Genomic DNA, 12041 nt, shown 5'->3' with positions numbered 1-12041 from the left:
CTAGGCATTCACATTATGATCACTAAGCCTGATAATAGCGGCTACGAGCCCCAAAAGGCGACCTCAGTCAGCAGAGAATCATGGATAGAACAGCTAATGCGATTAAAGTCAGCGGAATGAAGCTGACCAACCGACTCGTTGCATTTGTCACCTTAATCGTGGTGTGCGCCATTTTCGTCTTATTTATTGGTGGCGCTATCAGTTTTCGCCAGCTGGGGATCGACTTTATCTCGCATTACGTCGATGGCATGGTCGAGGTGATTGATCAAGAGATGGCGAGCGAGCAACGAGACAATCAGTATTTTTCACGCTGGTTGCCCAAAATGCTCAAAGCCAGTGACGTGACCTCTTTGACCATCTATTCAGAAACCGGGATCTTGTATCAATACGAACAAATCCAATATCAAACGATCGCCACACAACAAGTTATCACGCGAGATATTCCGCTCGACAGTCATCCTGGTTATGCCGTGAAACTCACATTTGTCCCGCCTTATGCCGAGTTTGCGTATTCGATTGGCCCCCTCTTTTCGTTGTCGGCGGCGATTTTGGTGATTGTCCTTGGTTTAGCGTGGGGGATCGGATGGTTGCGGCGGCAACTGTATGGCAGTGAAGTATTGGAACAGCGTGGCCGATTAGTTTTGGCGGGCCGCCTGGATGAGGCACAGCAAGGCGACCCTCGAGAATGGCCTATTCCCGCGAGTGCTGCGTTGAGTCAGCTCATTGAGGAGCTTAAAGAGGCTCGGCAAGAGCGGAGTCGTTTTGACACCTTTATCCGCACTAATACCTTTCTCGATCAGCTGACGGGAGCCGCGAACCGCGTGATGTTTGATAACCGGCTGCATACACTGGCGACCGATGATGCGAGTCAAGGCAGTGTTATTTTAGTCCGTGTCGCCGACTGGGATGAGTTGGTCGCGCAACATGGTCAAGAGGCCGCGGATCACTTGATTCAAGCTATCGGTAACGTGCTCTCTAATGCGACTCAGCGTTTTCCCGATGCCGTGCTTGCGCGTTACTTTGCGTCTGATTTTGCCATCTTATTGGTCAACCAGGCAGGGGATGAAGTGCATCCTTTCTTGGCGCAAATCACCAACGCTTTAGATAAACTGACACCGTCAGAGGCGTTGGATAAAGATAACTGGTTTCATTTGGGCATGACTTCTTTTGGCGCGGGGGAGCGGCGTGGCCGATTAATGGATGAAGCTGAGCGAGCGCTAAAAGCGGCGGAGCTAACAGGACAAAATGGCTGGTCACAGTTTGATAAACAACTCAGCCGTTTGGATAAACGCGGCAGTGTACGTTGGCGAACCTTACTCGAGTCGGTAATGGCGGGTGAAGGCCCCATGCTCTACCGCCAACCCGTGTTTGCACGAGATGGCAAAACCCGTCTCCATTATGAACTTTTGGGTCGAATTAAAGACGAAAAAGGTAAAGTGTTAAAAGCATCGCGCTTTTGGCCCGGGGTCGAGTGGGTCGGCATGGATGTTACTTTCGACAAGGCTACCGTAGGACGTGCGTTATGGTGGCTAAAAACGCGTGATTATATTGATAACTATGCAGTGAATGTTAGTGCATACTCACTATGTCAGCGCGAATTTGTGATTTGGCTGCGTGATGCCTTGCTACAAACTCCACGCAGTACATTAAATCGACTGCTGGTGGAAGTCTCGGAGGGCGCTTTAGTCTCGCACTTTGATGCCGCGCGACCTTGCTTACGAATGATTGCCGCGTTAGGGTGCCGACTTGTCGTTGACCAAGCAGGCAGAACGATAGTGAGCACTCACTACGTAAAAGATATTCAACCGGCTTATATCAAGCTGCATCGTAGCCTGGTCCGCAATATTCACCAACGCCCTGAAAACCAGCTGTATTTGCGCAGTGTGTTGGGCGCTTGTGAAGCAACCAGCACGGAGGTGCTTGCCGTCGGTGTGGAAACGAATGAGGAGTGGTCCGTGGTGAAAGATCTTGGTGTGGCAGGTGGGCAAGGGCGTTTGCTGGGTGCCGAAATGTCACCGCATCCTGCCCAGAAAAAGCGGCGCCGTTGGGGGAAACGATGACGCTTAGGGAAAAAAAAGCACTTCAACAGGGACGTGGATGGTTAGAAGCCGTATTATTAGTCAGTATTTTGTCAGTTCTTGTCGTCATTGCGGTACCTAAGTTCTATGATTATGAAGCCGATGCGAATGTGTCAGCGCTGAAAGGGTTAAAAAGTGGTATTGATAGTGCCTCGACACGGACGTATTCCTTGGCGAAAGCTGAGAAAATCACTGATCAGCCTGCTCAATCACTGACCGTCGACGGTATCGACATAGGCGTAACATATGGCTATCCCCAAATCAGTGCGCTGCCTAAGTTAGTGAGCGCGCTGCAGGACACCACACGTTGGCAGATACGACGATACCCTGAACAAAACCGCGTTGACTTTATTTGGTTGTTCCATGAGCAGCCAGCGCCCGCGTGTTATTTGATGTATCAGGAGGCAACGGCTTCACAACAAGCGTCCACGACGTTGGTGATCGGTGAATCATGCCAGTCACCCGCGGCAGAAAAACAAAGGGAATGATGCGTTTTTGATGGAAAAATCATCAAAATGACAGCGCATTGAAAAAAAACACAGATCTCATTCAGGTTTAAAGCACCGTATCTTGCTGCTTACCGTGCGCGTTGATACATTTAGCTCAATTTGTCTGATTTCACAGCTTGCAGGATTAACTGACCATCATGTTTAAGAAACTTCGCGGGATGTTTTCCAACGATCTATCGATTGATTTGGGAACCGCCAATACACTGATTTATGTAAAAGAACAGGGCATTGTTCTGGATGAGCCGTCTGTTGTCGCTATTCGTCAAGACCGCGCGGGTTCTGCTAAGAGTGTGGCTGCTGTGGGTCATGATGCGAAGCAAATGCTGGGTAGAACGCCAGGTAATATTGCCGCGATCCGCCCGATGAAAGACGGCGTCATTGCTGACTTTTATGTCACCGAAAAAATGTTACAGCACTTTATTAAGTCTGTGCATGATCATAGCTACATGCGTCCGAGCCCACGAGTGCTAGTGGCGGTGCCTTGTGGTTCTACCCAAGTTGAACGCCGTGCCATTCGCGAATCAGCCGTGGGCGCGGGTGCGCGTGAAGTTTATCTGATTGACGAACCGATGGCCGCCGCGATTGGCGCTGGCCTGCCGGTTTCCGAGGCGACCGGTTCGATGGTGATTGATATCGGTGGTGGTACCACCGAAGTGGCGGTCATCTCGCTTAATGGTGTGGTTTATTCCTCATCAGTGCGTATTGGTGGTGACCGTTTTGACGAGTCCATTATCAATTATGTTCGCCGTAACTATGGCAGCTTGATTGGTGAAGCGACGGCAGAGCGCATTAAGCACGAGATTGGTTCAGCCTATCCGGGCGATGAAGTGCGCGAAATTGAAGTTCGCGGTCGTAACCTTGCTGAAGGTGTGCCACGTAGCTTTACGCTTAACTCCAACGAAATCTTGGAAGCGCTACAAGAGCCGCTGAGCGGTATCGTTTCGGCAGTGATGGTGGCGTTAGAGCAGTGCCCACCAGAGCTTGCGTCCGATATCTCCGAGCGCGGCATGGTGATTACCGGCGGCGGCGCTCTCCTGCGCGATCTCGATCGTTTACTGACCGAAGAAACGGGGATTCCGGTGGTTGTGGCGGAAGATCCACTGACCTGTGTTGCACGTGGTGGGGGTAAAGCGCTTGAGATGATCGATATGCATGGCGGCGATCTTTTTAGCGAAGATTAACGTGACTGTGCCAACAAACAGGTTGTTTTCATTATGAAACCTATGTTTGGCAGAGGACCGTCTCTGCAATTACGCCTGTTTTTCGCGCTTCTACTATCAGTCAGCCTTATGCTGGCTGATAGTCGTCTTGATGCTTTTGCCGGGGTCCGCTATTTCCTCAACACCTTGGTTGCACCGCTTCAGTATGCATCGAATGTGCCTCGTGACACCCTTGATGAATTAGTGATGCAGTTTCGCGCTCATCAACGTGTAGTGGCTGAAAATCGCGCCTTACGCAAACAAGTGTTGCAGCTCGAAAGTGATCAGCTTCTATTGGCACAGACAGAGCGCGAAAATCAACGCTTACGTGAGCTACTCGGATCGTCGTTTATTCGTGATGAACGAAAAATGGTCGCTGAAGTGATGGCGGTCGATTCTGATCCCTATAAACACCAAGTGATGCTCGATAAAGGACGCACCAATGGTGTGTATGAAGGGCAGCCAGTGATCAATGAACACGGGGTCGTCGGACAGGTTGCTTATGTCGGTGCGCATAATAGCCGTGTCTTGTTACTCACTGATCCTACTCATGCGGTACCAGTTCAAGTGATGCGCAATGATATTCGCGTGATAGCGTCTGGCCGTGGGACCACCGCCTATATCGGTTTGGATAATATTCCGAGTAGCACGGATATTAAAGTGGGCGATAAATTAGTGACATCCGGGCTTGGCGGCGTCTTTCCTGAAGGCTATCCAGTGGGCACGGTGACAGAATTCTCGTTTGATAATAAACGTCCCTTTGCGCAAGTCACCGCGACAACCGCAGTAAAATTCGATCGGTTACGTTATCTTCTTTTAGTCTGGCCAACCCCAGAAAAAGCCGATAATGCGCCCTCCGATCGGCCTATGAGTCAATCGTCATCTGAGCAAGAAAACCCGCCATCTGACTCTGCGCCGTCGTCAGGTAGCGAGGGAGAATCACCATAATGGCAAATGTGACATTTCGTGGCCAATTGGTTATTTGGCTCTCCTTCATGGTTGCGTTGATTTTGCAGGCCGCTCCGTGGCCCGGTGAACTGGCGCCTTTTCGTCCTTCTTGGGTCTTGCTCGTCGCATTTTACTGGGTTCTGGCGTTGCCACATCGAGTGAATGTCGGGACAGCGTTAGTGGTCGGGTTGTTATGGGATCTGATGTTGGGCTCCACCTTGGGCGTTCGAGGGATGACCATGGCCATTTTGATATATATTGTCGCGCTTAATTTTCAATTACTGCGCAATATGTCCTATTGGCACCAAGCGCTTTTACTGTCTTTACTGACCTTGGCTGGAAAATTGATCGAGTTCTGGGCGGAGTATTTAGTCTCTAACGTACAGTTTAACCCTGAACAGCTTTGGGCGGGTGTGCTTAACTTCATACTGTGGCCCTGGGTGTTCTTACTATTGCGCCGGTTACGCCGTCGGTTTGCCATTCGTTAGCGAGGGACTATGCATTGTGATTTATACCTGGCCTCGGGATCGCCTCGACGCCATGAACTGCTCACCGAAATGGGCGTCAACTTTTCCCGTGTCGTCATCGATGTAGAGGAAAAACAAAACGCGAGCGAATCGCCCTATGCCTATGTCTCACGCTTGTCGCAAGATAAAGCGCGAGCCGGCGTGATACAAACGGGTGGGCACATCCCGGTACTTGGCGCGGATACCATTGTGGTTGATGGTGACCAAGTACTGGAAAAGCCGATAGATCAAGCCGATGCAACCCGGATGCTTAAACAGCTGTCTGGGCGAGAGCATCAAGTGATGACGGCCGTGACAGTGGCAAATGCCATCAAGCAAGTCACCACCGTTGTCACCACCAAAGTCTGGTTTTGTTCACTGACGGATAAGATGATTGATGCTTATTGGCAGTCGGGGGAACCCGCGGATAAAGCCGGTGCATACGCGATTCAAGGATTGGGCGGTAAGTTTGTGACCCGTATCGATGGAAGCTATCACGCCGTCGTTGGTTTGCCACTGTATGAAACCGAGCAACTGCTCAAACAATTTTCGGTCTGAGCGCACCAACGAGTGGCGCTAGGCCCCACTTTTGAGACATCGGGGAAACCATGAGTGCGGAACTGTTAATAAACGTCACACCCAGTGAAACGAGGGTGGCGATGGTAGAGGGGGGCAACCTCCAAGAAATTCACATAGAACGTGAAGCGAAACGCGGAATTGTAGGCAATATCTACAAAGGTAAGGTCAGTCGTGTTTTGCCTGGAATGCAGGCAGCCTTTGTCGATATTGGCTTAGAGAAGGCCGCGTTTTTACACGCCTCTGATATTGTTCCTCATACCGAATGCGTATCAGAAAACGAGAAACAGCAATTTCAAGTTCGCGATATCTCCGAACTTGTCCGTCAAGGGCAAGATATTGTGGTGCAGGTGGTGAAAGATCCGCTAGGCACAAAAGGCGCGCGTTTAACCACTGACATTACCTTGCCCTCGCGCTATCTGGTTTTCATGCCTGGCGCTGCCCATGTGGGCGTATCGCAACGGATCGAGAGCGAATATGAGCGCAAACGCCTAAAAAGCATCGTCAGTGAGTATTGTGACGAGCTGGGTGGCTTTATTATTCGCACGGCCGCTGAGGGCGCAACAGATAATGAAATGGCGCAAGATGCCGCCTTTTTAAAGCGATTATGGAACAAGGTATTAGAGCGACGCGCCCGATATAAAACCAAGTCCATGCTGTATGGCGAGCTTGCGTTGGCGCAGCGCATTGTCCGTGACTTTGTTGGCACTGAGTTAGACTTGATTCGGGTCGATTCCAAACAGGCCTATGAAAAGCTACAAGAGTTTACCTCCGAATTTGTGCCTGAATTAGCCGATAAGTTGGCGTATTACGACGGACAAGCGCCCATCTTTGATATGTATGACACGGAAAACGAAATTCAACGATCGTTAGAGCGTAAAGTACAGCTAAAATCGGGCGGCTACCTGATCATCGACCAAACGGAAGCGATGACCACCATCGACATTAATACCGGCGCCTTTGTTGGACGCCGCAACCTCGATGAAACCATTTTTAATACCAACATTGAAGCCACTCGCGCTATTGCACGTCAGCTTCGGATGAGAAATCTGGGCGGGATCATCATTATCGACTTTATCGATATGAGCACGGATGAGCATCGCCGTCGCGTGCTGCACTCGCTTGAGCAGGCATTGAGCCAAGACAGAGTAAAAACCAACATTAATGGCTTTACTCAGTTAGGCTTGGTCGAAATGACCCGTAAGCGGACACGAGAAAGTATCGAACACGTGCTGTGTGGTGGATGTCCAACGTGTGATGGGCGTGGCTCGGTCAAAACCGTGGAAACCGTCTGTTATGAGGTGTTGCGAGAAATCACTCGGGTCAATCGTACCTATGATGCGGATAAGTTTGTTGTCTATGCCGCGCCGGCAGTCATTGAAGCCCTTGCCGGCGAAGACTCTCACCTTGTGGCTGAATTGGAAATATTTATTAGTAAGCAAGTCAAAGTGAAGTCAGAGCCTTTGTATACACAAGAACAGTTTGACGTAGTAATGATGTAAGCCATGGCTTGGGTGAGAAAAAGTGTCAGCTGGTTAATGACCAGCGTGATCAGCATGATAGTCATCACCGCCTTATTGATAGGCGGTTTGCGCTTTCTATTGCCCAATGTTGAGCTTTTGCAAGCGCCGTTGCGGCAATGGGTGTCTGAGCAGACGGGGTTCAGTGCGCAACTTGAGGGCATTGCCGGGCAGTGGCGTAATTTGACCCCTTCACTGACATTAAAAAATGTCTCTCTAGCGACGAGCGATAATGGTTCGGCGCTTTTGACGGCTCAGCATATTGATTTACAGCTTGATGTCTCCGCGACACTGATGCGTTGGCAACCGGTTTTTTCTCATGTAACACTCGATGGCCTGGTGCTGGATACCGGTCAGTTGCCAGAAAAAGACACGGGTACCAATGTGCGTGCCCGGCTTGAAGATCTCTTCCTTGCCCGTTTGGGCCAATTCTCGATACCGAACGCCAAAGTCATCCTGGTGACCCCATCGCTTGAAACAGAAGTATTAACTATCAAGGATCTCTTTTGGCGTAATCAAGCAGGACAACATCAGGTACAAGCGCGAATTGGGGTGAAAGGCACCCAGCTAGAAGCCGTACGTGTTAAAGCCGCTTTTACTGAAACCCAAGGCGTCGACACCCTGACTGGCGATTTTTATCTTGCCAGTGAAGCGATGGATCTCGCGCCGTGGCTCACGCAAACATTGACGCCCTCAGTGACCATTGATGCGGCGCGTTTAGATGCCCAAGCCTGGGTGCGCGTGGAACGCGGCCAACCCCGTGATGCGTTGTTATCGATTGATGATCTCGCGCTCAAATGGCATGACAGCACGGAAGAGGCAAAAACCTGGGCGGTGAAAGATAGCCAAGTCCAACTGACCGCAGAAGGCAAACGTGCGTGGCGCGTGGATACGGACGGAATATGGGTGAAGCAAAATGCCACCACAGCCCCTGCGATTTCTCGGCTGTCATGGCAAGGAACGAACGAGCGTTGGCGTCTCAATGCGGCCGACCTGGATATTGCCTTATTACAGCCTTTACTCGGCTTGGTCAGTCAGTCGGAACAACAGCACCGTATAGCGGCCGCGCTGGCACCGGCGGGCCAGGTTGAATCCCTCGCATTGAGCAAACAACCGACAACGCCGCTACGCTATCAAGCGACACTGACCGAGGTGTCGGCCGAACGCTGGGGGTATTTTCCGGCGTTTCATGGCTTAAATGCTACCCTATCTGGCGAGGGAGGACGTGGTCAGGCACAGCTTGAACTTGGCGCGCAGTCGCTGCCATATGGCGACTTTTTTCAAGCGCCTTTGCCACTTGAACAAGGTCAGCTCACCCTCAATTGGCAACCGACGAGCCAAGGCGTCTCGATTTGGAGCGAAAAGGCAGCGGTCACCGGTGCAGATGTTCACGGAACCGGCGCCTTTCGTCTTGATATTCCCAAGCAGGGGGCGCCATTTCTTGCGCTTTACGCCCATGCCGATGTGACCGATGCCGGACAAACGTGGCGTTATTTGCCAACGCGCGCCCTGCCTGAATCACTGACCGGATATTTATCACGTGCCATTCAAGGAGGCCAAGCCGAGGGTAGTGAAATCCTTTGGTTTGGTGCCCTGGATAGTTTTCCATACCGTGAGCATGATGGCATTTTTCAAGCCAAAGTGCCGCTGCGCAATGGGGCATTTAGCTTTGATACCGCCTGGCCGACGCTGACAGAGCTTGATGCGACACTCTTGTTCGACAACGCAGGCCTGACGATTGAGGGTGATCATGTTCGCTTAAACGATGCCGTCAGTCGTCAGGTTCAGGCAAACATTGTCGACATGACCGAGGCAGACAGTCGCCTTGAACTCAAGGCCTCGCTCTCGGCGACAGGAGACGCGGTGCACCGCTATATGCTGGCCACCCCATTAGTGGATACGGTCGGTGCCGCCTTAACTCATATCAACGTCGACGGATTAGTCAATGCGCAGTTAGGTTTATCGATCCCGCTTGATGGTGAGCAACCTCATGCAAGCGGCAAGGTGGACTTTGCGGGCAATCAAGTCAGGATTCAAACGCCTGCTATGGCCTTGGACAATGTCTCGGGGGCACTGTCGTTTGACGACGATGGCATCACGGCCCAATCGATGAGTGCTCAGTGGCTGGGGCAAGCTATCAACCTAGATCTTACGGGCGAAGCTGCCTCTGCCGGCTATCAGTTGGATGTAGGTATCGAGGCGGATTGGGATATAGTGCCATTGCTGAACCAGTTATCGCTGCCGCTCAAGCCTTACCTTTCTGGAGGCGCACGTTGGCAGGCTGGGCTCGATCTTACCCTTCATGATACGGGGTTTGACTACCAGCTCGGCATTGATGTCGATACGACACCACTGCAATCAACGCTGCCTGCGCCGCTTCACAAACCGCGCTGGCAAAAAGGGCAGGCGCATATAGAAGCAAGCGGTAACCGTGAAGGGTTAACGGGGCGCGTACAGTTGCCAAATGTGAATTATCAAGCACGAATTAATACCCAAGGTGCGACCCCAGAATTTGTGTCCAGTCAGTGGCAAGTTGGCGATAAACAACCCACACTCCTCGCCACTCGCGGTCATCGCTTTGATCTGGCACTTGCACGCTTGGATGTAGACGCGTGGCACGCAGTGTGGAAACACGTGCGGCAAGCATGGCCGGATCGGCAACATCAATACCCTGGCTTACCGATACCGCAACGTGTGAATGTCAAAGTCGATCAACTCTCGGCCGGGAAGCTCGCTTTTCATGACTTATCAGTGGCCGCGCGTCAAAAAGCGAAGGGATGGCATGTGCTGGTCGGCAGTCAAGAGCTCAGCGGACAAGCAAACTGGCCAATAGAAGGTCGTTTAGCGGTCGATATTGATCACTGGCATATCAATCGACAGCCGTCCGACCAGACCCAACCTACCGACGCACCACTCTTTCAGCCTGTGGATCCCCAAGCCACGGCTGCAGACAAAGCCTTACTGGCCGCCATTCCACCATCACGCCTCACGATTGATGATCTTTGGTTAGAAGGGTATCGACTGGGACGTGTCGAGGCCGTTGTCAATAAACACGATCAGCAGCTAACACTGTCGTCACTGACGGTAAAAAGCGGCAATAACCATGCAGCGGTCAATGGGCATTGGCGGATAGATAAACAAGAGCGCCATCAAACCGCATTGACGTTAGCACTGGGTGGCGAAAGTACTTCGGATCTCATGGGACGATTTGGCGTCAGTGGTGGGATCCAAGATGCAAGCTTTACCACCCAAGCCGCACTGAATTATGCCGGTTTACCTTGGCAAGCTGATATATCCAGCCTCAATGGCGAGGTAAGTGCGGATATCCAAGACGGTTATATCAGTGGTGTTGGTGGCGCGGGTAAATTGTTAGGGTTATTTAGCTTAGATTCTATTTTGCGTAAAATTCAGCTCGATTTCTCGGGCGTGTTTGACGATGGACTGGCGTTTGATGACATCACGGGGCGGGCCGTGATCACAAATGGCGTCTTGGTCACCGATAATATCCGCATGGATGGCATTGCCGGTGATATGGTTATCAAAGGTATTGCCAATTTAGTGGAAAACCAAGTCAATGCGGATGTGCGTTTTACGCCGGATATTACCTCAGGGATCCCGGTATTAAGTGCCTTTGCGGTTACGCCGCAAACCGCGCTGTATGTACTCGCGGTGACGACAGCAATTTCTCCGGTGATGGATGTGTTTACCCAAGTACGCTACCAGGTGACAGGTTCGATTGGCACACCAGATATTCGGGAAGYGTCGCGTAACCAAGAAGCGTTAGCCCTTCCCCCCGAAGCGACTGAACGATTGCGCGAGCAGGCAGAAAAAGCCAAGGAGTGAGCATGATGAAAGCCGGTGTTATCCAAATGACATCCAGTGCCGATCCCGCCCATAACATGAAGACACTGCAAGCCAGTTTGCACCGACTCAGTGATCAAGGCGTGAAACTGGTGCTGACCCCAGAAAATGCGTTAGTGTTTGGCGGGAAACGTGATTATCAACGTCATGCTGAACGATTGGGCCATGGCCCGTTACAGCAACAGCTTGCCGAGCTGGCGCACCAGTACGACCTTTGGTTAGTGGTGGGCGCTTTTCCCATCCAAAATGACAACGGGCTGCTGAGCAGTACCAGTTTAGTGTTCGATAATGCCGGGCATCTTCGGGGCAGCTACGATAAATTACATTTGTTCGATGTCGAGGTGGCTGATGCGCATGGCCGGTATCGAGAATCAGATTACTTTGCCGCGGGCGACCAACTGTCGACGGTGAATACGCCCTTCGGTTGCCTAGGGTTGAGCATTTGTTACGATCTACGGTTCGCGCCTTTGTACCAAGCGCTACGCGCGCAAGGGGCCGATGTCATCACCGTGCCGGCAGCTTTTACCCGCGTGACCGGTCAAGCGCATTGGGAGCCCCTGCTACGCGCTCGGGCAATTGAAACCCAGTGTTGGATTATTGCCGCAGGCCAGTGTGGCGAGCACAGTAAAGGGCGGCAAACCTGGGGGCACTCGATGATTATTGATCCCTGGGGGCAAGTGGTCACATCCCTGGGGCGTGAACCCGGGGTGACGTGGGCAGAGCTTGATTTTAGTGTCAGTGAATCCATTCGGGGCAAGATGCCCGTACTGTCTCATACCCGGTTGCAAAGCCAACTGAAATAGCGCACCCTCGGCGCGTTATCTTTTTCTTTCGGCTGCCAGCT

Annotated in this window: 9 protein-coding genes; all 9 read left to right on the top strand. The window is 51.7% G+C overall.

The genetic code is table 11. The features are described from left to right. Nucleotides 1–80 precede the first annotated feature (80 nt). Nucleotides 81–2060, top strand: coding sequence for an RNase E specificity factor CsrD (gene csrD, locus BZG76_RS01630; RefSeq protein ID WP_021022702.1), 1980 nt, complete (start codon nt 81–83; stop codon nt 2058–2060). Continuing rightward, nucleotides 2057–2566 carry a hypothetical protein gene (locus tag BZG76_RS01625; RefSeq protein ID WP_021022701.1) on the top strand — a complete coding sequence of 170 codons (510 nt, stop codon included), beginning with the start codon at nt 2057–2059 and terminating at the stop codon, nt 2564–2566. Before csrD ends, BZG76_RS01625 begins: the two co-directional genes overlap by 4 nt. Before the next feature lie 158 nt (nt 2567–2724). Beyond that, nucleotides 2725–3768 carry a rod shape-determining protein gene (locus BZG76_RS01620; protein ID WP_077459908.1) on the top strand — a complete coding sequence of 348 codons (1044 nt, stop codon included), beginning with the start codon at nt 2725–2727 and terminating at the stop codon, nt 3766–3768. A 33-nt stretch (nt 3769–3801) separates the two neighbouring features. Next, nucleotides 3802–4734, top strand: coding sequence for a rod shape-determining protein MreC (mreC, locus tag BZG76_RS01615; protein WP_021022699.1), 933 nt, complete (start codon nt 3802–3804; stop codon nt 4732–4734). Further along, a complete protein-coding gene (gene mreD / locus BZG76_RS01610) occupies nt 4734–5222 on the top strand; it encodes a rod shape-determining protein MreD (protein ID WP_021022698.1) in 489 nt (162 codons plus the stop codon). The genes mreC and mreD overlap by 1 nt, the downstream gene beginning before the upstream one ends. A gap of 9 nt (nt 5223–5231) precedes the next feature. Then, nucleotides 5232–5798 carry a Maf family protein gene (locus BZG76_RS01605; protein ID WP_021022697.1) on the top strand — a complete coding sequence of 189 codons (567 nt, stop codon included), beginning with the start codon at nt 5232–5234 and terminating at the stop codon, nt 5796–5798. A 50-nt stretch (nt 5799–5848) separates the two neighbouring features. After that, nucleotides 5849–7318, top strand: coding sequence for a ribonuclease G (gene rng, locus BZG76_RS01600; RefSeq protein ID WP_021022696.1), 1470 nt, complete (start codon nt 5849–5851; stop codon nt 7316–7318). 3 nt (nt 7319–7321) lie between these two features. After that, the gene (locus BZG76_RS01595; protein ID WP_077459907.1) at nt 7322–11179 is read left to right on the top strand and encodes a YhdP family protein; all 3858 of its coding nucleotides are present in this window, start codon (nt 7322–7324) and stop codon (nt 11177–11179) included. 2 nt (nt 11180–11181) lie between these two features. After that, on the top strand, nt 11182–12000 hold the full coding sequence (locus BZG76_RS01590) for a carbon-nitrogen hydrolase family protein (RefSeq protein ID WP_077459906.1): 819 nt from the start codon (nt 11182–11184) through the stop codon (nt 11998–12000). Nucleotides 12001–12041 lie beyond the last annotated feature (41 nt).

It is taken from the genome of Salinivibrio sp. AR647, assembly GCF_001995415.1.
GTDB lineage: Bacteria > Pseudomonadota > Gammaproteobacteria > Enterobacterales > Vibrionaceae > Salinivibrio > Salinivibrio costicola.
The sequence above is the reverse complement of the archived record's forward strand: the minus strand, read 5'-3'. Positions and strand labels throughout refer to the sequence as shown.